The 24,978-nt window shown below is 61.9% G+C and carries 19 protein-coding genes; 12 read left to right on the plus strand and 7 right to left on the minus strand.

Annotation, left to right across the window (positions count from 1 at the left end; translation table 11 throughout):
* The first annotated feature begins 63 nt into the window (after positions 1-63).
* Genes L5849_RS00390 through L5849_RS00410 form a run of 5 tightly spaced genes read left to right on the plus strand, consistent with a single transcriptional unit; the run spans position 64 to position 7,710 of the window.
* Positions 64-1,449, plus strand: a complete 1,386-nt coding sequence (locus L5849_RS00390; RefSeq protein ID WP_115416633.1) for a TIGR03013 family XrtA/PEP-CTERM system glycosyltransferase — start codon at positions 64-66, stop codon at positions 1,447-1,449.
* Complete coding sequence (gene prsK, locus L5849_RS00395) at positions 1,446-3,557, plus strand: XrtA/PEP-CTERM system histidine kinase PrsK (RefSeq protein ID WP_236923829.1); 2,112 nt, start codon at positions 1,446-1,448, stop codon at positions 3,555-3,557. Before L5849_RS00390 ends, prsK begins: the two co-directional genes overlap by 4 nt.
* Positions 3,557-4,924 carry a PEP-CTERM-box response regulator transcription factor gene (gene prsR, locus L5849_RS00400; RefSeq protein WP_236923831.1) on the plus strand — a complete coding sequence of 456 codons (1,368 nt, stop codon included), beginning with the start codon at positions 3,557-3,559 and terminating at the stop codon, positions 4,922-4,924. The genes prsK and prsR overlap by 1 nt, the downstream gene beginning before the upstream one ends.
* The gene (locus tag L5849_RS00405) at positions 4,908-6,668 is read left to right on the plus strand and encodes a tetratricopeptide repeat protein (RefSeq protein WP_236923833.1); all 1,761 of its coding nucleotides are present in this window, start codon (positions 4,908-4,910) and stop codon (positions 6,666-6,668) included. Before prsR ends, L5849_RS00405 begins: the two co-directional genes overlap by 17 nt.
* Positions 6,669-6,708: 40 nt before the next feature.
* Positions 6,709-7,710 (plus strand): bile acid:sodium symporter family protein, encoded by a 1,002-nt coding sequence (locus L5849_RS00410; protein WP_236923834.1) that lies wholly within the window; start codon positions 6,709-6,711, stop codon positions 7,708-7,710.
* On the opposite strand, the gene L5849_RS00415 is transcribed toward L5849_RS00410, so the two are convergent.
* Together L5849_RS00415 and panB are read right to left on the minus strand one after the other, a co-directional pair.
* Positions 7,643-8,710 (minus strand): DUF475 domain-containing protein, encoded by a 1,068-nt coding sequence (locus L5849_RS00415; protein WP_236923835.1) that lies wholly within the window; start codon positions 8,708-8,710, stop codon positions 7,643-7,645. The genes L5849_RS00410 and L5849_RS00415 overlap by 68 nt on opposite strands.
* Before the next feature lie 18 nt (positions 8,711-8,728).
* Positions 8,729-9,601, minus strand: coding sequence for a 3-methyl-2-oxobutanoate hydroxymethyltransferase (panB, locus tag L5849_RS00420; RefSeq protein ID WP_236923837.1), 873 nt, complete (start codon positions 9,599-9,601; stop codon positions 8,729-8,731).
* 127 nt (positions 9,602-9,728) lie between these two features.
* Between panB and L5849_RS00425 the strand changes: the two genes are divergently transcribed.
* Positions 9,729-11,159, plus strand: a complete 1,431-nt coding sequence (locus tag L5849_RS00425) for a sodium-dependent transporter (protein WP_115416640.1) — start codon at positions 9,729-9,731, stop codon at positions 11,157-11,159.
* Between the two features lie 67 nt (positions 11,160-11,226).
* Here the strand turns inward: L5849_RS00425 and L5849_RS00430 are convergent, their stop codons facing one another.
* Positions 11,227-11,712: a pyridoxamine 5'-phosphate oxidase family protein gene (locus L5849_RS00430; protein WP_236923839.1), complete on the minus strand. Its 486-nt coding sequence runs from the start codon at positions 11,710-11,712 to the stop codon at positions 11,227-11,229.
* Between the two features lie 241 nt (positions 11,713-11,953).
* Here L5849_RS00430 and L5849_RS00435 point away from each other — a divergent pair, with 241 nt between their 5' ends.
* Entirely contained in the window at positions 11,954-12,643 is a 690-nt protein-coding gene (locus L5849_RS00435) for a hypothetical protein (RefSeq protein WP_306664111.1), read from the plus strand.
* A 65-nt stretch (positions 12,644-12,708) separates the two neighbouring features.
* Positions 12,709-14,214: a DNA polymerase Y family protein gene (locus L5849_RS00440; protein ID WP_236924592.1), complete on the plus strand. Its 1,506-nt coding sequence runs from the start codon at positions 12,709-12,711 to the stop codon at positions 14,212-14,214.
* Between the two features lie 43 nt (positions 14,215-14,257).
* Here the strand turns inward: L5849_RS00440 and L5849_RS00445 are convergent, their stop codons facing one another.
* Positions 14,258-14,980, minus strand: coding sequence for a carbonic anhydrase (locus L5849_RS00445; protein ID WP_236923841.1), 723 nt, complete (start codon positions 14,978-14,980; stop codon positions 14,258-14,260).
* Between the two features lie 225 nt (positions 14,981-15,205).
* Between L5849_RS00445 and L5849_RS00450 the strand changes: the two genes are divergently transcribed.
* The 4 genes from L5849_RS00450 (at position 15,206) to L5849_RS00465 (ending at position 22,504) form a co-directional block, all read left to right on the plus strand.
* Positions 15,206-16,462: a putative DNA modification/repair radical SAM protein gene (locus L5849_RS00450; RefSeq protein WP_236923842.1), complete on the plus strand. Its 1,257-nt coding sequence runs from the start codon at positions 15,206-15,208 to the stop codon at positions 16,460-16,462.
* The gene (locus L5849_RS00455) at positions 16,459-17,937 is read left to right on the plus strand and encodes a UdgX family uracil-DNA binding protein (protein WP_236923843.1); all 1,479 of its coding nucleotides are present in this window, start codon (positions 16,459-16,461) and stop codon (positions 17,935-17,937) included. Before L5849_RS00450 ends, L5849_RS00455 begins: the two co-directional genes overlap by 4 nt.
* Position 17,938: 1 nt before the next feature.
* Entirely contained in the window at positions 17,939-21,637 is a 3,699-nt protein-coding gene (locus L5849_RS00460) for an error-prone DNA polymerase (protein WP_236923844.1), read from the plus strand.
* A gap of 141 nt (positions 21,638-21,778) precedes the next feature.
* Complete coding sequence (locus L5849_RS00465; protein WP_236923845.1) at positions 21,779-22,504, plus strand: extensin family protein; 726 nt, start codon at positions 21,779-21,781, stop codon at positions 22,502-22,504.
* On the opposite strand, the gene L5849_RS00470 is transcribed toward L5849_RS00465, so the two are convergent.
* The 3 genes from L5849_RS00470 to phoU form a co-directional block, all read right to left on the minus strand.
* Positions 22,501-23,478, minus strand: coding sequence for an META domain-containing protein (locus L5849_RS00470; protein WP_236923846.1), 978 nt, complete (start codon positions 23,476-23,478; stop codon positions 22,501-22,503). The genes L5849_RS00465 and L5849_RS00470 overlap by 4 nt on opposite strands.
* A gap of 63 nt (positions 23,479-23,541) precedes the next feature.
* Positions 23,542-24,228, minus strand: a complete 687-nt coding sequence (gene phoB, locus L5849_RS00475) for a phosphate regulon transcriptional regulator PhoB (RefSeq protein WP_115416648.1) — start codon at positions 24,226-24,228, stop codon at positions 23,542-23,544.
* A gap of 70 nt (positions 24,229-24,298) precedes the next feature.
* Positions 24,299-24,970, minus strand: coding sequence for a phosphate signaling complex protein PhoU (gene phoU / locus L5849_RS00480; protein WP_115417876.1), 672 nt, complete (start codon positions 24,968-24,970; stop codon positions 24,299-24,301).
* Positions 24,971-24,978 lie beyond the last annotated feature (8 nt).

Consider the following 24,978-nt stretch of genomic DNA (forward strand, 5'->3'; position numbering starts at 1 on the left):
CGACGGTTCATTCCTCTCTGCTAGTCAAGAATTCCGACACTAGCAATTTGCGAGCCGGACCGGATGCTCCGCCTGTTCAAGCATTACATTTCCTACAATGTCGTGCTGCTGTCCTTGATAGACCTCGCGCTGCTCGCCCTCGCTGGCGAAGTGGCCTGGCGGCTACGTGTGGTGCAGATCGGCGTGAGCGTAGGTGACTTTTCCCAAAGAGTGCTCGAGATCGTCGGCTTTTCGGGCGTGATCTGGTTGGCGATGATCGCGGTCGGTGGCTATGGGCCTGAAGCCCTGCGATCGATCCGCTTCGCCACTGCAAGGTTGTTGGTTGCGGTAAGTCTCGGCGTACTCGCGATTTCGCTGCTGAATTTCTTCCTGCCTGGCTCCGCGCTGTGGCGCTCGGTCCTGCTCTATGCGATGGGCCTCTCGATTGTTTTTCTGGTTTCAAATCGGGTTCTTGCAAACCGGCTTCTGGGACCGGTAGTTTTTCGTCGGACGGTCTTGGTTCTAGGCGCCGGCGAGCGGGCGGAGCGGATTCTCAGGCTTTCGCACCGACGGGAGAGCGGCTTTGCCGTGGCCGCCTTCGTTGCCATGGATGCTGCCACACCGGTGATTACTACGGCCGTCGCGCGCGATTCCATTTCAGACCTTGGTCGGTTCGTGGAGCGTGTCGGCGCGACCGAAGTGGTTCTGGCGCTCCAGGAACGGCGCAATGCGTTGCCGCTCAAAGACCTGCTCCGTGTAAAGACCAAGGGCGTTCAGGTGAGCGATTTCTCCAGCTTTCTGGAGCGAGAAATGGGTCGGGTGGATCTCGATACCCTCAACCCAAGCTGGCTGATCTTCTCCGACGGGTTTTCCTCCGGTCGACGATTATCGAGCATAGGCAAGCGCCTCTTCGACATCCTCGTGAGCCTCCTCATTCTGATCGTGGGCATTCCGCTGATCGCGATATTTGCAGTGCTGGTGAAGCTGGAGACCAAGGGGCCGGCATTCTTCCGCCAGACCCGCATTGGCTTGTATGGCGAGCATTTCACCCTCTGGAAGCTGCGTTCGATGCAGGTGGATGCCGAGGCGGGCGGAGCGAAATGGGCGGAAAAGGATGATCCGAGGGTCACCCGCGTGGGCCGTTTGATCCGCAAGGTTCGCATCGACGAGCTCCCTCAGGTCTGGAGTGTGCTGAAAGGTCAGATGAGCTTCGTAGGTCCGCGTCCCGAAGTGCCGGAAATCGTCGTCGAACTTGAGAAAGAGCTTCCATTCTATGCCGAGCGCCATGTGGTCAAACCCGGGATCACCGGCTGGGCGCAGATCAACTATCCCTATGGCGCGAGTATCGAGGATGCGCGGCACAAACTCGAATACGATCTCTATTACGCCAAAAACTACACACCCTTTCTGGATGTGCTCATCCTTTTACAGACCGCGCGCGTAATCCTCTGGCCGGAGGGTGCGCGATGACCGGCTTGATCGGTACCTTCTCCTATATCGCCTACACCCTCGGCGCGATTGTCTGTGCCTTGGCGGCGGTCTGGATAGCTCGTCGGGGCGACAGCTCGCGCAGCGATCGCACGCCGGCCATCGTGGCCCTGGCATTGACGGCAAACTGGTGTTTCGCCTCGGCAAGTTTCGAACCCGGCCGCCCCATCGTCGAATTGACCGAGATCGCGCGAAATCTGGCCTGGCTTTTCACCCTTTTCCGCTTGTTCGCCAATGACGGACGGGACGAAACGCTGCGGCTGGTACGACCGGCGGCATTTTCCCTCGGCTTCGTCGAAGTCCTGCAATTTGCATTGTTGCTGAGTGCCCGGCGTTATGCCGTAACACCCGAACTTGCGACGCTGGTGTTTGAAACCGGAACCCTATTCAGAATCATGGTCGCTGTCGGGGCGCTCGTGCTGCTGCACAATCTCTATGTCGGCGCGGCGGTATCCTCGCGCCGGATTTTGCGCTGGAATGCCGCGGCGCTTGCCGGGCTTTGGGCATTCGACCTCAATTATTTCACCGTCGGCTATATCATTGGCGAGGTGCCGGTAGAGCTTGCCGCTCTGCGCGGGGTCGCGGCTGCGATTGTCGCGATACCCTTTGCAATGGGGTTCAACCAAAGCTCGTCGAATCTGGAGTTTCGCCCCTCTCGGGCAGTGACCTTTCGGTTTCTCTCGCTCATGGTTATCGGGGCGTATCTCGGGCTGATGCTCGCGCTGGCGCGCTGGCTGGACATGCTCACCGGCGATCTTGCACGAATGACCCAGGTCGGCCTGATCATCGCGGCCGGCGCCCTGGCCTTGATCTGGTTGCCATCGGAGCGGCTGCGAGGCTGGCTACGGGTCACCGCGATCAAGCACCTGTTCAAGCATCGGTACGATTACCGGAACGAATGGATACGCTTCACCAACACCATCGGCACGACGGGTCTCGACAACTCCACTCTGCAAGAGCGTACGGTGAAGGCGCTCGCCGATATCGTCGATAGTCCTTCCGGCATTCTGCTTGTCCCGGGTGATGAGGGCACCTTCGAAGTTGAGGCAAATTGGCTATGGCACAATTCGGGCATCCCCGCCCACGCAGCCTCTACCGCGCTGGGGGATGTGCTCGAAAGCAACGAGCTGATTATCGATCTCGACCAAGTGCGCGAGGGTATTGACCACCATGGCGAACTGGCGCTCGTCCCCGATTGGCTGCGCGAGGATCACCGTGCCTGGGCGGCGGTGCCCCTGCTGCATTTCGATCGCCTTGTCGGCATCGTGGTGCTCGCCAAGCCCTTGATCGGACGCAAGCTCGATTGGGAGGATTTCGATCTGTTGTCCGTGGTCGGACGGCAGCTTGCCAGCTATCTGGCAGAACAAGCCAGTCAGGCCGCGCTGCTCGAAGCGGGCCGGTTCGATGAATTCAACCGGCGTATGGCGTTCGTCATGCACGACATTAAGAACCTGTCGAGCCAGATGTCTCTGCTCCTGCGCAATGCCGAAAAGCATGCCGATAAACCGGAATTTCGCAAGGACATGTTGGTCACGCTCCGCAACAGCGCCGACAAGCTTAATTCCCTCCTCGCCCGTTTGGGGCGCTATGGCCCGCCGCAATCGGACAGGGCCGTTCGGTTCGATCTTGCCGCGGCGGTAGGTCAGGTGTCCCAACGCCTCGGCCAAGCGCACCCATTGACGGTATTGAGGGCCGAACCGGCTATGGTCGAAGGAAGTCCTGAAGCGTTTGAACAGGCGCTGACCCATCTGGTGCAGAATGCCATCGATGCGAGCGATGCCGACAGCTCGGTCATGATCGAGGCGTATAGCGACGGAATTTCCGGGAAGGTCGTGGTGATCGACAATGGCCAAGGAATGTCGCCCCATTTCGTTCGCAACAGGCTGTTTGAGCCCTTCGTCTCCTCCAAATCGGGCGGGTTCGGCATCGGGGCTTTCGAATCTCGCGAGCTTGTTCGGTCGATGGGCGGGAGATTGGATGTTCAGTCTCGCGAGGGGCTGGGGACGCGTTTCACGATCAGCTTGCCGCTGAAATCGGCTGCTTCGATCATCGGGCGCGACCAAACCCGCCACAAAAACGAGGTCGTATAATGGCAGAGGCCAAGCCAAAACTGCTGATCGTAGAAGATGATGAAGGTTTACAGGCCCAACTGAAATGGACCTATGACGATTTCGACGTTGTGATTGCCGGCACCCGCGAGGCGGCTCTTGCTTCCCTACGCTCGGAGGAGCCGGCGGTCGTAACGCTCGATCTTGGGCTTCCCCCCGATCCTGATGGGACGAGCGAGGGCTTCGCCGTTCTCGAAGCGATCATGGCCATGAAACCGGACACGAAGGTCATCGTAGCCTCCGGCCATGGCGCGCGCGAAAGCGCCTTGCGAGCCGTCGAACAAGGGGCCTACGACTTTTACCAGAAACCCGTGGACATCGATACGCTGGGGCTGATCGTGCAGCGCGCCTATCGGTTGCATCATATCGAGAGCGAGAACCGGCGCCTTGCGGAAAAGGTCGGGGAAGACCGGACGGTGCTGGGCTCGATGGTCACTGCCGCACCGGAAATGGCCAAGGTTGCGCGAACCATCGAGCGCGTGGCGCCGACCAATGTTTCGGTGATGCTTTTGGGGGCCAGCGGTACCGGTAAGGAACTGCTGGCGCGGGGCGTCCATGATTGCAGCGGCCGCAGACAAGGCGCGTTCGTTGCCATCAACTGCGCGGCTATTCCCGAAAATCTGCTCGAGAGCGAGCTGTTCGGTCATGAGAAGGGTGCTTTCACCGGTGCCGTCAAGACAACCGAAGGCAAGATCGAACTGGCTGATGGCGGTACGCTGTTTCTCGATGAAGTGGGCGATATTCCGCTTTCGTTGCAGGTCAAGCTCCTGCGGTTTTTGCAGGAGCGCACCATCGAACGCATTGGTGGAAGAAAACCGATTGCGGTCGACACGCGTATCGTGTGCGCCACGCATCAAAATCTTGAATCGATGATCGGCGAGGGGACGTTCCGCGAGGACCTGTTCTATCGTCTGGCGGAGATTGTCGTGAAGGTTCCGACTCTCGCCGAGCGGCCGGGTGACGCGGTGCTGCTTGCAAAGCACTTCATGGCCCGCTTTGCGAAAGAGATGAACCCCCAGGTGAAGAGCTTCGCTCCGGACGCACTCGCCGCCATCGATAGCTGGACGTGGCCCGGCAATGTCCGCGAGCTCGAAAACCGTGTAAAACGCGCGGTGATCATGGCCGAGGGCAAGCAGATCTCCGTGGAGGACCTCGATCTCTCGCAGCCGGATGACGGTGGTGCCGACATCGCTCTGAATCTCAAGGCAGCGCGCGAACAGGCCGACCGCCGTATGATACGGCAGGCCCTGGCGAGAACCGAGGGGAATATTTCCAACACCGCAAAGCTCCTCGGCATCAGCCGACCGACTCTGTACGATCTGCTCAAGCAGTATGATCTTCAGACGTGATCTCGGTATTGTCGCGGCTCTCGTTCTTGGCCTCGCGCCACTGGGCGCATGTAGCGAGGAAGGCTTCGAAGGCTCGCGGATAGACCAGGCGCGCGCGAGCATGGACGGCGATGATCCACGCGCTGCTCGTCTTCATCTCGAGCGTGCGCTGGACGAGGGAGCGAATCGGGCGGAACTGGCCGCGCTTTTCGGGAAAGTCGAGCTTCTCGCGGGCGATCTGGCGGCGGCGCGCGCATGGCTTGCCCCACAAGAGTTTTCCGACGCGACAAGAGCGCTCGGCTTTCGCATGCTGGGCCGGTTGGAGATGGCCGAGGGCGACCTGCGGGCTGCCGGGGCGGCCTTTGATCGTTCACACGCTGTCGACCCGGAGAATGCCGAGCTGTGGGTGGATATCGGCCGCCTGCGCTATCGTGGCGGAGAGCAGTTCGAAGCGATTGAAGCGGTCGACCATGCGCTTGCCATCGACCCGGCCAATGGTGAAGCTCTCCGGTTCAAGGGGCAGCTTGCGCGCGATGCCCAAGGTATGGAAGCGGGGGCGAAGCTGTTGGGCAGGGCGCTGCGATCCCGGCCCGAAGACATCGATCTCCGCGTGGAATATGCCGCGACGCTGGGCGATGCGGGGCGCGCTGAAGAAGCCTTGCAGGTCTTGCGCGGCACGAATTCTTCGGCTGCGACAACCCCCAGAGGCCTTTTCGTCCAGGCGGTTCTGGCGGCGCGCGGCAGGCATTTTCGCCTTTCCCGGGATCTTCTATCGAGATCTGGCCTGCAACAGGATGACGTTGCATCCGCCTGGCTTCTTTCGGCAATCATCGATCTGGAAGAAGGAAACTTCGCCAGCGCAGCGCAGGGGTTGGACCGGCTATATACATGGCAGCCGGACAATCCGCGCATCCGCGATCTGCTCGCCTATGCCCTGTCCCGCGATGGTGGTGAGCGGGAACTGGTGCATCGTTTCGCCGGAATGGCGGCTTCCAATTCGAGCTCGGCCTATTTGCGGGTATTGGTCGGTCGCGCCTACGAGGCCCTCGGCAATCGTGAGCGGGCGGCGATTTATATCGACCTTGCGGCGCTTGGCGGCGGAAATTTTTCGGTACTCCCCAGCCTTACGCCGCCCGAACTGCTGGCGATATCCGAAGGCGAAGGAGGGCAACAGGTCCGTGACTATGTTCGCAATGCGATAGCCGGCAGAGAGGCCGTCGCAGCGCTTCGGAAGGGGCGCGAATTCGCCAGAAGGTTCCCCGGGTCGGCAGATGCACAGGCTATTCTGGGTGATGCCGAATTCGCGCGGGGCAACAAGCGCGCCGCCCGCGAGGCGTATCGACGCTCCGCACAGGTGCGGCGGCCTTGGCCCTTGGCCTTGCGGCTTGCGGGCGCTCAGGAAGACCCGCAAAGTGCTCGCCAACTGCTAACGGCCTATGTGCGCGAGAACCCGATGAACGGAGACGCGGCGGCCATCCTCGCCGATGCCCTTGCGGCTGAAGGTGACTGGACGCGCGCTGTCGCATTACTCGATCATGCGATGGGTCTCGGCTTGGGGCGGGTGCCCTGGGTACTTGCCGCTCGCAGCGTCGGGGCGCTCCAACTCGACAATCCCGAAGAGGCGTTGGATTTCGCGCTGGCGGCGCATGATTTGCAGCCGATGAATCCGTTGGCGATCTCTGCCCTGATCGCGGCGCTTCCAGAGGGAGAAGAGCGGGCGCGGCGGGAACTCGAAGCGAAGTTGCATTCGCTGCGTCCCGAGTGAGTCCCTCGACAAGATCGTGTTCCGGCGGCAACTGCACGCCATGACATTTCGCACCGTTTTTGCCGATCCGATGTTGCGGATGCTTGCCGCAGCGATCGCTCTTGCCGCGCTGCTGCCTGCGACCGGAGACGCCAGAGGTGTTGCGCAAACCGTTGCGAATGCGGCGATTTTCATTCTGTTTCTGCTCAACGGAATGCGTATCGCCCGGCGTGATATCATTGCCGGTTTCGTGAATTGGCGGTTCCTGCTTCCCCTGGTTATATGGGTGTTCGGCGCAATGGCCGTCATGGGCGCAGGTCTTGCATCGCTGGCCGAAGGGTGGTTGGCGCCTTCTGTCGCACTGGGATTTCTTTATCTCGGCACGCTTCCTTCGACGGTTCAGTCCGCAACATCTTACACTGCGCTAGCGAGAGGCAATGTGGCTCTGTCAGTGGTCGGTGCGGCCTTGCTCAACATTCTGGGCGTATTCGTCACGGTGCCGATTTTTCTGGCGCTGGGCGGCAGCGGAAGCGGCGGGGTGGGTTTCGAAACGATCGGCAAGATCATGGTGCTGCTGATCCTGCCATTCGCCATCGGACAGGCGGTTCAGGGGCTGACCGGTCCATTCGTGGCTCGACACGGGCCAAGGATAGTATGGGTGGATCGGTTTGCGATTTCAGCCGCGATCTATGTCGCTTTTTCCGGCGCGGTAGAGCAGGGGATCTGGTCGCGCGTGGATGGTCCCGACTGGGCAGTCATAGGTCTTCTCGTCGCGGCATTTCTCGTGGCCGGCAATCTGGGCGCGTGGCTGGCCGGCGGGGCGCTCCGGCTGGAACGGCCCGACCGTACCGCTTTTCTTTTCGCCGCAGCGCAGAAAAGCGCTGCTGTGGGTGCTCCCCTCGCGACCATTCTGTTTCCGCCGGAGGAAGCTGGATTCATCGTGATCGCATTGCTGCTCTATCACTTCTTCCAACTGGTCGTAGCGGCACCGATTGCTACTCGGCTGGCACAGTCTCCACGTCCGGGTGACGGCGGTTATAGCGCACCGACCACCAGAAGCTGAGCCCGATGAGAATGGCGCCGATCAATCCGGTAACGGTTTCGGGAATATGGATCTTCGCCGAAATGAGCATGATCGCACCCAGCACTATGATGGCCCAGAAAGCGCCGTGTTCGAGAAAACGATAGGCCGCCAACGTGCCCTTGCGAACGAGGTGGATGGTCATCGAGCGGACGAACATCGCGCCGATCGACAGGCCTAGCGCAATGACGATCATGTTGTTCGAAAGCGCGAAGGCGCCGATTACACCATCGAAACTGAAGCTGGCATCGAGGACGTTGAGGTAGAGAAAGCCCCCAAGCCCGCTGCGAACGACTGCACCGTGAAGTTTGGCCGTTTCTTCCTTCATTTCGAGGATCGCATTGATCCCTTCGACAGCGATGAAGGTCACGAGACCGAGAATCCCGGCGACAAGGAAGGTCAAGGCCTCGTCCGGATCGAGCGTCGTGGAAATGCCCCACAGGACGAGCAGCAGCAATGCGATTTCGGCGGCGGGCAGAGCAGCGAATTTCGCGAGGTGACGCTCGACGACGGCTATCCAGTGAATCTCTTTGTCGAGATCGAAAAAGAACTTGAGGCCGACCATGGCGAGAAAAGCGCCGCCGAAACCGGCGATGCCGACATGGGCCGATGAGACAATGCGTTCGTATTCCCGTGGGTCGTTCAGCGAAAGATTGACCGTTTCCACCGGCCCCAGGCCCGCCGCGATCGCCACGATCGCCAGCGGGAATACGATCCGCATGCCGAATACGGCGAATGCGATGCCCCAGGTCAGGAAGCGGCGCTGCCAGACCTCGTCCATCTCCTTGAGAACGGACGCATTGACGACCGCATTGTCGAAACTGAGCGAGACTTCGAGCACCGACAGGACCACCACAATCCAGAGGAGCGACAACGTGCCTGTGACCGAGGCAGTGCTTGCCCAGCCGTACCACACCGCAAGGCCGAGGCAGAACAGGGTGAAGACGAGCGAAAAGCCGTAGAAACGCCAGAGCGTAGCCATGTTTCGAGATCCCTGAATTCAGCGTTTGGGCTGGTAGGTCTGGTCTTCGGTCGGGAAGCTGCGCGCGCGCACTTCCTCGGCATAGTGCGCCACGGTCTTTTCGATGACGCTGGCGATGTCTTCGTACTTTTTCACGAAGCGGGGCACGCGATCGAACATGCCGAGCATGTCTTCGGTCACCAGCACCTGTCCGTCGCACTGTGCCGAGGCACCGATTCCGATAGTGGGGCAGGAAACCGATTTGGTGGCCTCGATTGCAATCGGCTCGAGCACCCCTTCGAGCACGATGGCGAATGCGCCGGCGTCGTCCAGCGCCTTGGCATCGCCGACGATCTTCTTGGCTTCCGCATCGTCCCGCCCCCGCGCGGCATAGCCGCCAAGGACGTTGACCGCCTGCGGGGTCAGCCCGACATGGCCCATGACCGGTATGCCGCGCTGGTTGAGGAAGGAAACCGTCTCGGCCATCTGTTCGCCGCCCTCGAGCTTCACGGCAGCCGCACCCGATTGCTTGAGCAGGAAGGTCGCGCTTTCGAAGGCTTGCTGTGGTGACTGTTCATAGGAACCGAACGGCATGTCCACCACGACCACCGAATGGTAACTGCCGCGCACCACTGCGGCGGCATGGTTGGCCATCATATCCAGCGTCACGGGTATGGTCGTCGGCAGGCCGTAGATCACTTGGGCCAGCGAATCCCCCACCAGCAGTATATCGCAATGCGCGTCGAGCAGTTGCGCCTGCCGTGCGGTGTATGCGGTCAGCATGACGAGTGGATCACGGGTCTCGCCATCGGCTTTGTGCGCACGGATTTTCGGCACTGTCAGCCGCTTCATCGGCTGGGGTGTAGGGTTGGCCCGGCTGGTGCTCGTATCGAGCTGAAAGGTCGTCGACATGCGGCTCCACTAGCAAGCGCGTGGATGATGGCCAAGCGAAGCTTGGAATCCTGCGGAATTGCGTGTTTAAGGGCGCTCTTGTGATACGCGGCAGGGATCGCCGCGCCTGGAGAGGAAAAATCTGAACATGGTCGCCACCACGACTACGACGGGCGAGGGCTGGTCCTCACGCACCGCATTCATCCTCGCGGCGGTCGGTGCCGCCGTAGGGCTTGGCAATATCTGGCGTTTCCCGACGCTTGCCGGGGAAAGCGGCGGCGGGGCCTTTGTGATTTTCTACATCGGCTGCGTGTTCCTATTGGGCCTGCCACTGGTGCTTTCCGAAATTTTCATCGGCAAAGTCGGGCAAACAGATGCGATCGGCTCGATCCGCCGTGTGGCGGCGCAATCGCACGTAGCGCCAAGCTGGTCGATTTTCGGCGCGATTGGGGCAGTGGCGGCTTTTCTGATCGTCTCTTTCTATTCGGTCGTCGCCGGTTGGGTGCTCTATTACGCTGCCATCATGGGGGCCGATCTCCTCTCTGCCATCGCGGCCGGTGATCCCTTCCGCGGTGCGCTGGTGGGTGAAAGCCAGGAACAGATTCAGCAGCGCCTGGGAGACATGTTTGCCAACCCGGGGCTGCTTCTGGGCGTCCACTTCCTGTTCATGGGCGCGACCCTCTACATCGTGGCGCGGGGCGTCAGTTCGGGCATCGAGAAAGCTGCGACCTATCTCATGCCAATGTTTTTTGTCCTGCTTGTAGGTCTCGTGGTCTATGGTGCGATTGAAGGCGATATTGGCGATGCGGTGGCCTTCCTGTTCACTCCGGATTGGTCGAAGCTGACGCCGCAGGTTATGAATTCTGCTCTCGGGCAGGCGCTGTTCTCGCTGTCGCTGGGCGTGGCTGGGCTGATTACCTATGGCTCTTATATCAAGGAAGGCGGCGGATTGGGGCCGACGGCGGCAATGATCGCGATTGCCGATACCAGCGTGGCGCTTCTGGCGGGGCTGATGATCTTTCCCATCGTCCTTGCGGTGGGGCTCGATCCCGCAGCCGGGCCGACGCTGGTTTTCCAGACACTCCCCTTCGCCTTCCAGGCGATGCCGGCAGGCGCCCTGTTCGGTTTTCTGTTCTTCGTCCTCATTTTGGTGGCGGCGATTACGAGCTCGATTTCGCTGCTGGAGGTTCCGACGGCCTATGGCGTCGGCGAACGTGGTTGGAGCCGTCCGAAGTCGGCGCTCATTTTCGGCGGCGGCGCGTTTCTCATCGGGATCGCCTGTTTGCTCGGGTATAATGTCTGGTCGGATGTGCGCCCGCTGGGCTTTTGGTCGCTGTTCGAGAACACGGATATTCTCGATACGGTTGACGGCTTCACGGGGAAGGTCATGCTGCCTGTCGGTGCATTGCTGACGTCCATTTTCATTGGCTGGAAAGCCGATGAGAATTTGCTGCGTACAACGACAGGTCTTTCGCCTTGGGCCTTCAATCTGTGGCGTTTCCTGCTCGCATGGCTTTGCCCGCTTGCGGTGGCGACCATTCTGGTGACCGGCCTCTTTCCGGGAATCCTCGGGGCGTGACACGATAAAGGGCCGCTCCATCAGGGAGCGGCCCTTTGGCGACCGTATTCTTGTTGTTGGATCGGTGTTAGATATCGATTGATTCAGCGTGGCGATCTTCGGCTTCGTCATGGACATTCATGCCGAGCGCCATCTTGGCGGTATTGAGCAAACCAAGATCGCCGCTCCAGATTTCGGCTTCACCGAGATCCATGCGCAGGAAAAGGATGTCGGGATCATCCTTGCCGCCATCGTACCAGGCCTCGACGAAATTGTTCCAGAACTGGTCGAAGCGTTCCTTGCTGGTTTCGACGGCAAGCGTACCATCGAACCGGGCGAACATGTCGTGATCCTTGCCGGAAAAGCTGGCCTTGACCTTGCCGAGCTGGGCAAAGGTCGAGTTTTTCTGAGTGAAGAACCAGATTGCGCTGTTGGCGTCTTCGTCGAGCTGGGCGGTCATCGGCACCGATGTCTGCGATTGGCCGTCCAGTTCGAGGAAAAGGAAGGGCGAGTCGGCAAGCGCCAGCCAGAATTTTTTCTTGAGTTCTTCGGAATTGCCGTCGGAATATTTCATCGAATGCGCCTTTCGTAATTGCGTTTGGTTTTCAAACGAATGCGCGTGATTCGGTGTTCCCTTGGGTGCGCCGGAACGGGGCAGTGGAAGGACGAATTGCGAATCGATTGGATATGGAACATAATGAGAACGAATAGCTTGATTTCCTATGTCCCGATCCAACCCTGTCTCCATGCCGTCCACAGCCTTCGAAGACGTCGCTGCTCTTTCTGCGCAGCGAAGCATACGTTGGTGCCCGGGCTTGGCTGCAAGGCAGGGTCTCGCGCTGCACAACGAGGTTTTCGCCTCCTCGTGCGAGGGGGCGGGAGCGGGAGTCGCCCTGAGCCTGGCATTGGACGACTGGCGTAACTTGCCGCGCGCAGAGGCTTGTGAAGCGCATGACCGGCGTAGCGTGCTGTGGGTCCAGACACGCGAAGCGGCGCGGCGCGTTGGACGCCCATACCGCGCGGGTTTGCCTGAAGATCTGCAGGCACGGATTGTTCACGTACGCGCGGAAAAGGCGGAAGATGCTCTCTTCGCCATCGAGGAAGGGCTGCGCTGCCGAGAACTCGCTTTCGTGATCGGGGAAATCGTCGGCAATCCCAAAGCGCTCGATTTCACTGCGTCGCGTCGCCTGACACTGGCGAGCGAAAAGCATGGTGTGCCCCTGTTTCTCGTGAGACTGGATGCGGTACGCGATCTCTCTTCTGCGCGAATGCGGTGGGAGGTGTCTTCGGCCCCATCGCCTGCCCCGCGCTGGAACGGGCAGGCGCCTGGAGCGCCGCGTTGGCGGGCTGAGCTGTTCCGCGCACGCATGCATGCGCCGGGCGAATGGGTGCTGGGCGAAGAGCAGGGCAGGTTGATAACGGACAGGGTGCAGCGCAAAGCAGACGAAGCGGGGGTCGACTGGACAGCGGGATTGCGCTTGCGGCATCCGCCGCTACGGGCGTGAGCGCGCAGCCTGCGGGTGTATCGCGTTCCTGCCGTATCCTGTCGATCTGGCTTCCCGCGCTGGCGATGGATCGCTGGCAATTGGACAAAAGGAGGAAGGCAGAGACCGTTCGGGACGGGCCTTTAGTCCTGATTGCGGATCATGCGCATGGTCCACGGATCGAGGCAGTCAATCGCGCCGCGACTGCCGCTGGTGCGCGCAGGGGCATGATGCTTGCCGATGCGCGCGCATTGTGCCCCGCAATCGTCACCGCGCCTTCCGATCCGGCGGGCGATCTGACTTTCCTCGAAGATCTCGCCATATGGGCGCAGCGTTGGGGGCCTTGGTCTGCACTCGATGTACCCGATAGCCTGTTGGTCGATGTGACCGCGGTACCGCATCTGTTCGGTGGCGAGGAACGCCTGCTGGACGATGTGTACGAAGCTTTCGCCAGACGGCGGTTGACCATTCGTGCCGCCATCGCCCCAACCGCCGGAGCAGCCTGGGCCATGACCCATTTCGGCCCGGATAGGGCAATTGTGGAGCGGGGCGAGCCAATCGAGCGCGCCTTGGCCGACCTGCCCGTGGCCGCGCTGCGGCTCGACCAGGATGTGCTGACCGTTCTGCGCCGCCTCGGCCTCAAGCGCCTGGGCGAGATTGGCACCATTGGCCGCGATGCGATCCAGAGGCGTTTTCGCAATCGTAAATCGCCTGCCGCCAACCCTCTGATCCGGCTCGACCAATTGTTTGGCCGTGTACCCGAGCCGCTCTTGCCGGTGATCCCGCAACAAATGCCGCTGGTTCAGCGCCGTCTGGTCGAACCGATCCGGCATCGCGAATTGCTCGACCGGGTGGTTGCCGACCTTGCCGATGACATGGCACGCGAACTCGAAAGGCAGGGGCAGGGTGCGCGGCGGCTCGAACTGGGGCTGTGGCGCGTGGATGGCGAGGTGGTGGTTCGCCGCCTTGAAATGGCCGAGGCCACGCGCGATCCGGCGCATATCGTGCGGCTCTTCGCTGCCCGTCTCGACGATATAGATGCCGGCTTCGGGATCGAAATGCTGCGTCTGCGCGCCAACTGGGCCGAACCATTGGCGCTGGAGCAGGCCGATATCGAGGCGGCGACGGAAAACCGTGGAACCAGTCTTGCAGCCTGTATCGACAGGCTGACGGTACGGCTCGGTGCACAGGCGATCAACCGTCCGATGCCGTTCGCCAGCCACATCCCCGAACGAGCGCAGCGTTGGCAGCCGCCGCTCGAACCCGAACCGGCTTCGCAGGGGCAATTGGCCTTCCATGCGCGGCCGCTCAAGCTGCTCGATAATCCCGAGAAGATCGCGGTGCTCTATGCGACGCCCGACGGCTATCCGCAGCGCTTTCGCTGGCGTGGACAGGTCCATGAAGTCGCACGAGTCGAGGGGCCTGAGCGGATCGCACCCGAATGGTGGCGCGAACGGGGCAGGGCACGTCTACGCGACTATTACCGGATCGAGGACGAGGAAGGCCGACGTTACTGGATTTACCGCCTGGGAATCATCGGCGACGGGCGCGGCGGTCCGCCCGACTGGTATCTGCAGGGGCTATACGCCTGACAGGCGAGTGCCACCCGACCGCCTGGGCCGGGTGGCAGAATACTTATTCCGGCGCGACCAGAAGGCGCGAGCCGAGCGGTTGTAGAGAGCGGGCGCTGGGACCGAGATTGGCTTCCATCGCGGCGATCTGTTCGGCGCTGGCGGTCATCGGCGCTTCGGCGACATGCCAGTTTACACCTTCGCTACACGGCGGCGTGGTAAGCGAGCCCATATAGCGATAGACGTCGAGCTCATCGGGGACCATATCGTTCACGTCGAAAGACACGGCAGTTCCCTTGCCCTTGCCGACACCGTCGACGATCGTGGTCAGCGCCGGGTTGGCCGCGCCCTCTTCGAACATCACGCCAAGCACGCCCAGTTCACCAGCCTCGGTGGCATGCACGAAATGCGCCACCAGCGGGTAGCGTTCGCCATCGACCGCATGTTCGGCAGGCGTATGGAAATGCACCTGAATGAGGTTGAATTCCTTGCCGCCCGAATTCATGCCGAGCCCGGCTGCAAAGTCGACCTGCACTTTTTCTTCACCAAGAGCGATAGTGCCGTTGGCATCGCCGAAATTGGTATCGAGCTGAACATCGCCGCGAGCATTGGGGGCGCCGAGGTCGATCGGTGACTGGTTGAGGCCAGCATCGCACAACGCATAGGCCGCGTTCACGCTGGCCCAGCGCTCGGGGCTGGTGCCGTCACCGAAATTCCAGTCCTTTTCCGCAGCGGCAAGAGGCGCGGTGGCGAAGCCGAGGATGGCAAGGGAAGCGAGATATTTCATTGCATACTCCAGACAGGCGACCTGGTGGCCGCGAGGTGTAGGTATGCCGACGATCACGTAAGAATTTGGTCAGGCCGTCGGCGTTACGTACGTCCGACATCACGAGCACATATGCACTCGCCAGAGGGGCCCGGTCCGTACATGCAGTATGCAGAAATCGACTAAAAGTTCCATCCTTTGTCATTTGACATTGGCGAAAGGTCGTGTGGAACATATAAGGAACATATGGCTGCGCAATCCCTCTTCCAGAAGCTTGAGATTCTCGCCGATGCCGCGAAATACGATGCCTCCTGCGCGTCTTCGGGCACGGCGAATCGCAATTCGATGGGCGGCCCAAATGGACGTGGGGGGATCGGTTCGACCGAGGGGATGGGCATTTGCCACGCCTATGCGCCCGATGGACGCTGCATCTCGCTGCTCAAAATCCTGCTGACCAACCACTGCGTGTTCGATTGCCATTACTGCGTGAACCGCAAGAGTTCGAATGTGGCTCGGGCGAGGTTCACGCCGCAGGAAGTGGTCGATCTCACACTCGCCTTCTACCGCCGCAACTATATCGAGGGGCTGTTCCTGTCCTCGGGCATCGTGAAAAGCTCGAACCATACGATGGAACAATTGGTAGAAGTCGCGCGCATCCTTCGGGAAGAGCACGATTTTCGCGGCTACATTCATCTAAAGACCATTCCCGAAGCGGATGCGGAGATCGTCCATCAGGCCGGTCTCTATGCCGACCGTGTGTCGATCAATGTCGAACTGCCGACCGACAGCGGCCTGACCCGCCTCGCGCCCGACAAGAACGCCGCGCAGATCGAAGGCGCGATGGGCAAGGTGAAGGCCGATCTCGTCGAGGCGAAGGATGCGCGGAAGCGTTTCAAGCATGCCCCCCGTTTCGCGCCCGCAGGCCAGTCGACGCAGATGATCGTCGGCGCCGATGCCGCGACCGACAGCGACATCGTCGGCAAGGCGAGCAGGCTCTACGACAGTTTCGGGCTGCGCCGGGTCTATTACAGCGCCTTCTCGCCCATTCCCGACGCCAGCGCGGTGCTGCCGCTGAAGCGCCCGCCGCTGATCCGCGAGCACCGGCTCTACCAGTCGGACTGGCTGATGCGCTTCTATGGCTACAAGCCGGCGGATGTGATGCAGGCGACCGAGCCGGACGGAAATCTGCCGCTCGATATCGATCCCAAGCTCGCCTGGGCGCTGAAGTTTCGCGGGGCATTCCCGGTCGATGTGAACCGCGCGTCTAAAGAGCAATTGCTGCGAGTTCCCGGCCTCGGCGTGAAGGCGGTGGGCAAGATCCTCGCCAGTCGTCGCCACCGTGCGTTGCGATTGGACGATGTGGCGCGTCTCACGCTGTCGATTACCAAGGTGCGACCCTTCATCTGCACCGTGGACTGGCGACCCGTGCTGCTGACCGACCGGGCCGATCTGCGCAGCCTGCTCGCGCCCAAGACCGAGCAGTTGGAGCTGTTTGCCGCATGATTGCGAAGCAGAATATGGGGCTCCAGCACGTCAAGCTCAGCAGCTATTATGTGGTGCACCTGCCCGAAGCGGACGACTTCGACTTCTGGCGCGAGCGCGCTCGTGTGCTTGTCCAGTGCGAGGTGCCGCCCGATCGGATCGCCTGGGTGGAACCGGGCGGCAGCGGCGACCTGTTTGCACATGGTGACCGGAACATGCCGGTTACTCCCGCCGATGCGCGACCCGTGCGCGCAAACCGGCGTTTCGTGAGCCTTGCGAGGAATGCGATCCTCCATTCCGACCCAGAACGCTTCGCGCTGCTCTATCGTCTGCTGTGGCGGCTGCAGGCCAATCCGCGCATGATGGAGGACAAGGCCGATACCGACGTGCGGCGGGTGGAAGACCTCGCCAAGAACGTCCGCCGCGACAGCCATAAGATGCATGCCTTCGTCCGCTTCCGCCTGGTGGAATCCGACGAAGAGGAGGCAGGCGAGCACTATGTCGCCTGGTTCGAGCCCGAGCATCATATCCTGCGCGCCAATGCGGGCTTCTTCATGCGGCGCTTTTCCAACATGCGCTGGTCGATCCTGACCCCGCGCGGTTGCCTGCACTGGGACGGCAGCAGCATGTCCGAAGGCCCGCCTGCGCAGCGCAGCGATGCGCCGGGCGGCGATCCGATGGAGGACCTCTGGCGCAGCTATTACGCTGCGATCTTCAATCCCGCGCGGCTGAAAGTGGGCGCGATGCTGAAGGAGATGCCGAAGAAATACTGGAAGAACATGCCCGAAGCTGCTCTAATCCCTGAGCTTATCGCGGGCGCGCAGAATCGCGAGGCGGCGATGGTGGCGAAGGGCAAATCGGTTTTCTCCGGCGAATTCGAGGAGCGGCCCGACACGCTCGAGGCGATCGACAAGGCGATTCATGCCTGCCGCAAGTGCCCCATCGGCGCGCTCGACAATCATGCGGTGATGGGCGAGGGGCCGCGCGATGCGGCGCTGATGATTGTCGGCGAGCAGCCGGGCGACCATGAGGACCAGGCGGGCCGTCCCTTCGTCGGGCCTGCCGGAAAGTTGCTCGATCAGCATCTTGATCGGGCCGGAATCGACCGCCGTTCGGCCTATGTGACGAATGCGGTGAAGCACTTCAAATATGTCCCCAGGATCGTTCGGGGCGGCAAACGGCGCCTGCACCAAAATCCGCAAGCGAAAGAGATCGACACCTGCCGCTGGTGGATCGAAGCGGAGCGCGCGATCGTGCAGCCGAAACTGGTGCTCGCCATGGGCGCCAGCGCGGCGCGCGGGCTGCTCGGCAGGACGGTGAGCATTTCGAAAGTGCGCGGGGCTCCGATCCCGCTGGAGGACGGCAGCGAGCTGTGGGTCACGGCGCACCCCTCCTACCTTCTACGCCTTGACGGCCCTGCGCGCGAGGAACAGGCGCGGTTGTTCGACGCCGACCTCGCGGCGGTGAAGGCAAGGTTGGGGGAGGTGGCAGGGTGAGATGCCCGACAACGACCTCCAGATTCCCAAGCGTACGATCGAACTCGATCCGGAAAGCATAGACGCGCCGCCGCGCAGCGCCTTCGTGGAACTCGGCGTTGCCTCCTGCTTCAGCTTCCTGCGCGGGGCGAGCGATGCGGTGGATCTCGTAATGCAGGCCCGCGCGCTCGGCTATGATGCCATCGGGATTGCCGATGCCAACACAATGGCCGGCGTCGTGCGCATCCATACCGAGGCGAAAACGCTTAAGTTGAAGCCGCTTATCGGCTGTAGGATAGAGATCGTCGAAGGGTTGGCCTTCCTCGCCTATCCGATCGATCGGGCGGCCTATGGGCGGCTGTGCAGGCTCATCAGCGCAGGGCGCATGCAGACACTCGACGGAGAGTGGCAGGAGAAAGGGGCGTGCGACATCAGCCTCGCCATGCTCGCCGCACATGCCGGGGGTGTGCAACTGATCCTCCTGCCGCCGCGCGACCTGGGCACGAAGTTTGCGATTGAGGTCGAGAGCAACATAGTCCCTTTTCGTCACCCCGGACTTGATCCGGGGTCCCGCTCTTCTTCGAGCGCGACACCGGAAAAAGCGGGACCCCGGCTCGGGGGCCGGGGTGACGTTGAGAAGGTGGAGATGGAAGGCACCCTCTCCGAAATCCTCCCCCACCTCGCAGCCCAGCTCCCCACGCTCCGCCACATCGCCGCAAGCTATCTCTACACCGGCGACGACGTTGCGCGGATCGAGTGGCTCGATGCGCTGGCGAAGGCGAACGGCCTCTCCATCCTCGCCACCAACGACGTGCATTACGCTACACCCGACAAGCGGCCGCTGCAGGACGTGATGACCGCGATCCGGCACAAGACTACGGTGGCGCATGCCGGGCACCTGCTCCACGGCAATGCTGAGCGCTATCTCAAGCCGCCCGAGGTGATGGTGAAGCTGTTCGAACGCTGGCCGCACGCCATCGCCGCTGCGCGCGCGGTGGCCGATGCCTGCGACTTCAGCCTGGACGAGCTGCAATATGAATATCCGGAGGAAATCTACCCCGACGGCCAGACTCCGCAGCAATTCCTCGAGAGCGAGACCTGGAAAGGCACGCAATGGCGTTATCCCGGTGGTCTGCCCGACAGTGTGCGCGCCACGCTGGAGCGCGAGCTGGCGCTGATCGGCAAGCTTGAGCTGGCGCGCTACTTCCTCACCATCAAGAACATCGTCGATTACGCACGCGGGGTCGATCCGCCGATCCTGTGCCAGGGGCGCGGCAGCGCGGCCAATTCGGCCGTGTGCTACTGCCTCGGCATCACCAGCGTCGACCCGGCCAAGCATGCGCTGCTGTTCGACCGCTTCATCTCCGAAGAGCGCAAGGAGCCGCCCGATATCGACGTCGATTTCGAGCATGAGCGGCGCGAGGAGGTGATCCAGTACATCTATCGCAGATACGGCCGCCATCGCGCCGGGCTATGCGCCACCGTGATCCACTATCGCCCGCGCATGGCGATCCGCGAGGTGGGCAAGGCGATGGGCCTGACCGAGGATGTCACCGCCGCGCTGGCCAAGACCGTCTGGGGCGGGTGGGGGCGTGAGATCAGCGACAAACATGCTGCCGAGACGGGCATGGACGTGCGCGATCCACACTTGCGACGTGTGCTCAAGCTGACCGAGCAAATGATCGGTATGCCGCGCCATTTATCGCAACATGTCGGCGGTTTCATCCTCACCGAAGGCGCGCTGACCGAGACCGTGCCGATCGGCAATGGCGCCATGCCCGAGCGCAGCTTCATCGAGTGGGACAAGGACGACATCGAAGCGCTGGGCATCCTCAAGGTCGATGTTCTGGCGCTTGGCATGCTGACCTGCATCCGCAAGTGCCTCGACCTGCTTGAAGATCATCACAATCGCCCGCTGACGCTGGCCAGCGTCCCGCGCGAGGACCCGGAAACCTATGCCATGCTGCGCAAGGGCGATTCGCTCGGCGTGTTCCAGGTCGAAAGCCGGGCGCAGATGAACATGCTGCCGCGCCTGCGCCCGCGTGAATTCTACGATCTGGTGATCCAGGTTGCCATCGTGCGCCCGGGGCCGATCCAGGGTGATATGGTGCATCCTTATCTCAAACGCAGGCGCGGAGCGGAACAGGTGGTCATTCCCGCGCCATCGCCCGAGCATGGCCCGCCCGACGAACTGTCCAGCATCCTCGAGCGCACGCTGGGTGTACCGATCTTCCAGGAGCAGGCGATGAAGATCGCGCTCGATGCGGCGAAGTTCTCCTCGCTCGAGGCGAACCGGCTGCGCAAGGCGATGGCGACCTTCCGCAGCCGGGGCATGGTCGACGAATTGCAGGACATGATGGTCGAGCGCATGGTCCACCGGGGCTACGATCGCGATTTCGCGCAGCGCTGTTTCAACCAGATTCGCGGCTTCGGCGAATACGGCTTTCCCGAAAGCCATGCGGCCAGCTTCGCGCATCTCGTCTATGTGTCGAGCTGGCTCAAGTGCCATTTCCCAGCCGCCTTCGCCTGCGCGCTGCTCAATTCGCAGCCGATGGGCTTCTACGCTCCGGCGCAGATCGTGCGCGATGCGCGAGAGCATGGCGTCACGGTGCTGCCTGCCGACGTCAATGGGTCGCAGTGGGACTGCACGCTGGAGGAATTACAACCGTCGAACACCCACCCCAACCCCTCCCTCAAGGGAGGGGTAGCGGAGCTTGGCGAGCCGGAGGCGAGCCATAGCGAAGCGGGGTGGGTTCACAACGGTAGGGGGGAAGATAAAAGCCGCCTCGGCACCCAAATCGCCCTGCGCCTGGGCCTCAGACAGGTCGACGGGCTGCCGGAAGCCGTGGCGGCACGGCTGATTGCCGAGCGCGAGGAACGGGGGCATTACGGCGACGTCATGGCGCTGCGGGACCGTGCCCGCCTCGCCCCGGCGCATATCGAGCGGCTCGCGAGCGCGGACTGCTTCGGGTCGCTACAGATGTCGCGCCGTCAGGCCCTGTGGGATGCGAGGAGCATTGTCGGCGGTCCGGATCTGCCGCTGTTCGCCGCAGCGGCGACGCGCGACGAAGGCGGCGAGGTTTCACCCACGCAGCTTCCGCAGATGCCATTGAGCGAGGAGGTCGTGGCGGATTACCAGACCACGCGCCTCAGCCTGAAAGCGCATCCGATGGCCTTTCTGCGTGCCAGCCTTGCCGAACGCGGCTTCGTGCGCGCTTGCGATCTGCGCAGTCGCAAATTCCGCTCCATGGTCCATGTCTCGGGCGTGGTACTGATCCGTCAGCGGCCAGGATCGGCGAAGGGTGTGTGCTTCATCACGCTGGAGGACGAGACCGGGGTCATCAATCTGGTCGTCTGGCCGGATCTCAAGGAAAAACAGCGCCGTGTCGTGATGGGCTCACGCCTGATGGAAGTGCGCGGGCGGGTGGAATATGACGATGAAGTCATACACGTGATAGCGCATCATATGGAGGATGCGACGCACCAGCTATATCGCCTGTCGGATGATATGCTGGATGCACCTGTCGCGCGCGCCGATCACGTCACATCGCCCTTGCCCGACAAGTTCAATCCGCGCGACAACCTCAGGGAAGGGAGGGACGATCCCTACCGGCCTGTCGAACCATGGCAGGAACCTGCACCGGGCAATCGCGAATGCGGGTGGCATGGCGGGCACCCGCGCGATGTACGGATCATTCCCCCGAGCCGTGACTTTCATTAGGACGCGCCCGATGATCGATAGCGAAACGCCTGCCTTCCCGATGAACTGCGCCGCGGCCTGCAAAAGGGGCGGGCACAATGCTGGAGCTGCCAGTCCCGAAATTTCGGTGTTCGCATTTCTGCAATGACACGGCAGAAATCTGTGAAGCCGAGGCTATCGCGCCGCATCGGCAATTTCACCGGCGACAGGCGAGCGCTGCTGCTGCTCGTCACAATCGGCCTGCTATTGGCGGGGCGGGCGTGGCTGGCCGACCATCCCGAACACAATCCATGGGCACCGCTCGACCTGCGCGATCCGGTGGGCTGGGCAACCGAGACAAAGCTGCTCGCCCTGCGCGACGACGTGGCCGAATGCCGCGCCGTACTCGACCGCAGCGGAATCGCGCATGACGTGCTCGAACCGGCGGGCGAGGGAGCCTGCCGACGCGAAGACCGCATCAGGCTGAACAGCCTTCCTCTCTCGCCGCGAACCCCGGCTGTGACCTGCCCTGCATCGATTGCTCTGCTCTTGTGGGAACGAGACGTTTTGAATCCCTTGGCCGTGGATATTTTCGGATCGAAAATCTCCCGGATAGAGCATCTTGGAGCCTATTCCTGCCGTCGACTCTATGGCCGTGACACCGGTCCGTGGAGCGAGCATGCGAGTGCCAACGCCATCGACATCGCCGGGTTTGTTCTCGATAATGGTACGCGCATCAATGTGCTGCGGGACTGGCCGGGCGAGAGTGAGAAGGCGCGTTTTCTCCGTGTCGTGAGAGACGGCGCTTGCGAAAGCTTCGCAACGGTGCTGTCGCCAGACTACAATGCCGCGCATGCCGATCACTTCCACCTCGACATGAGCCCGCGCTGGCGGGGTGTCTGCCGCTAACGCGGCGAGGCGCAATCGACCTCTTTCGTTTCCGAATGATCGTCGGACTGCCCGATCCTCCGGCAGGGTGCACGGGAAAGGACCAGCCCGATCCGATCGGTCGACAGGAGAATCTCTTCCTTCCCGGCCCATTCGATCAGCGGGCTGGCATGCAGGACACTCATGACATCCCACTGGGTCGGCATATCGCCCGAACCGCGCTGCGGTTCGGAAAGCTCCGCGCAGGAGGCGGGGCTGGCGGGAATTGCCGGGCCGGACGTCTTCAGCAGCCGGCCTTCTTCCGTGTAGCGATAGCCGAAATCATATTGCGGACAGCGTGTGTAACTGGCCGTCGTATCGGTAAGGATAACGCGACCCGGCACATCGGTCAGGCCGATACCCGCATGGCCATTGCCTTCCATATAGCGCGTCACGCCGATCAGCCGCCATTCGCCTGCGAGTTCTTCCGGGCGAGGGAGGAAGTCGAGCCGCCGCTCGTCGGGGCGCTGGAGCAGCAGTTCCTTTCCGTCTGCGCGAAGCAGTATCTTGCCGTCCGCCAGGCGTTCGACGCTCGGCGATTTTCCGAAGAAAGAGAACAGGGCTGTGTCACGCGCCTCGCGAACCGCGCCGCACCCCATTTCGGTCTGAAACGCGGCGCCGGGTTCGGGCCGAAACCGGCCATCGACGACGAAACCCGCTGCGCCGGAATAATTACACTCGATCCGCAACGCGACACCGCGATCGGTGAAATCGGCAAAGGCGACCCGCGTCGGTCCGTTCAAGCGGGCAGGCTGGTAGCCATCGAAGCGTACGATATCCCATTTGCCCTCGATTTGCCGACTGTCGGTGACCGGAGCAGTTGCCGGAGCCGCGCTACCCTCTGCGTCGGGCAGATCGCCTTCTTCGGCTTCCCCCTTTTGAACCGCCGGAATGCAAGCGAAGACCAGGGCCGTGGAACAACAGGCCAGCAAGGCGGCAATGGGTCTTTCCAGCATTGGCATTCTCCCAAGAGGAAGAACGCTAGCGTGACGTGTCTGTTTCCTGGCTGAACGGCCGGATCAGGCTTCGAGCGAATAGCCGGCGCTGCGCACGGTGCGTACCGGGTCCTTGGCGCCCTCGATCTCGATCGCCTTGCGCAAGCGGCGGATATGGACGTCGACCGTGCGGAGTTCGATTTCGCTTTCGGTACCCCAGACACCGTCGAGGAGCTGCCCGCGGCTGAAGACGCGCCCCGGGCTTTCCATGAAAAACTTGAGCAAGCGGTACTCGGTCGGGCCGAGTTGAAGGGTGCGGCCGCGCCGCGTCACCTTGTGCGCCACCGGGTCCAGCGTGATATCGCCGACCTCGATGCTCTCCCCCGCCAGCGCGGGTCGGATGCGGCGCATGACCGCGGCCACGCGGGCAAGCAGTTCGCGCGGGCTGAACGGCTTGGTCAGATAATCGTCAGCCCCCGTATCGAGGCCGCGCACCCGATCGTCTTCCGCCTCGCGGGCGGTGAGCATGATGATCGGAACGTGCGCGGTATCCTTGTCGCGGCGCAGTCGGCGACACACTTCGATACCGCTGGTCCCTTCGATCATCCAGTCGAGGATGACGAGGTCGGGCACGTCTTCGCAAGCCAGCAACAGGGCCTCGTCGCCATCCGAGGTCGTGCGAACCTGATAACCTTCGTTGGAGAAGCGATATTCGAGCAGTTCGGAGAGGGCGGGATCGTCCTCTACCAGAAGCAGTTTGGCCGCGTGCAAATCCTTGCCTTTCCGGGAATTCTCAGTCTCGGTCGGCAAAGCTTTATGACCCTCGCGCTACAGTTTTGTGTCAGCCGTCTTCATCGGGCGGATAATTGCCCGTGGCCGCAAAGTGCACCATTTCGGCAACATTCGTGGCATGATCGCCGACACGCTCGAGATTGCGCGCGATGAACAGCATCTGCGCCGCACTCGAAATGGTGGAAGGATTTTCGACCATGTGGCTGACTAAGTTACGGAAAATCGAATTGTAGAAGGCATCGACCTTCTCATCGGCCGCGATCACCTCGCGGGCCAGTTCGGCATCGCGGGCGGCGTAAGCGGTCAGCACGTCGTGGACCATTTCGGCAGCGACTTCCGCCATGGCGGGAAGCAGTGTGAGCGGTTCGAACTGCTTGCGGTTGCCGCCGATCTGCTTGCTCGCCTTGGCGATGTTCTTCGAATAATCGCCGATGCGCTCCACCACGCCGGCGATCTTGAGGGCGGCGATCACTTCGCGAAGATCGTCGGCCATGGGGGCGCGCAGCGCGATGATGCGCACGGCAAGCTTGTCGACCTCGCTTTCGAGCGCGTCGATCTTCTTGTCGCCCTTGACGACCTTGTCCGCCAGCTCATCGTCGCCCTTGACCAGCGCTTCGAGCGATTGGGCGACCGCCGCTTCGGCCAATCCGCCCATTTCGGCGATCAGGCCGCGCAGGCGGGTGATGTCTTCATCGAAGGCCTTTACTGTGTGTTCTTGCATGGAATTCA

It is taken from the genome of Erythrobacter sp. SN021, assembly GCF_021864455.1.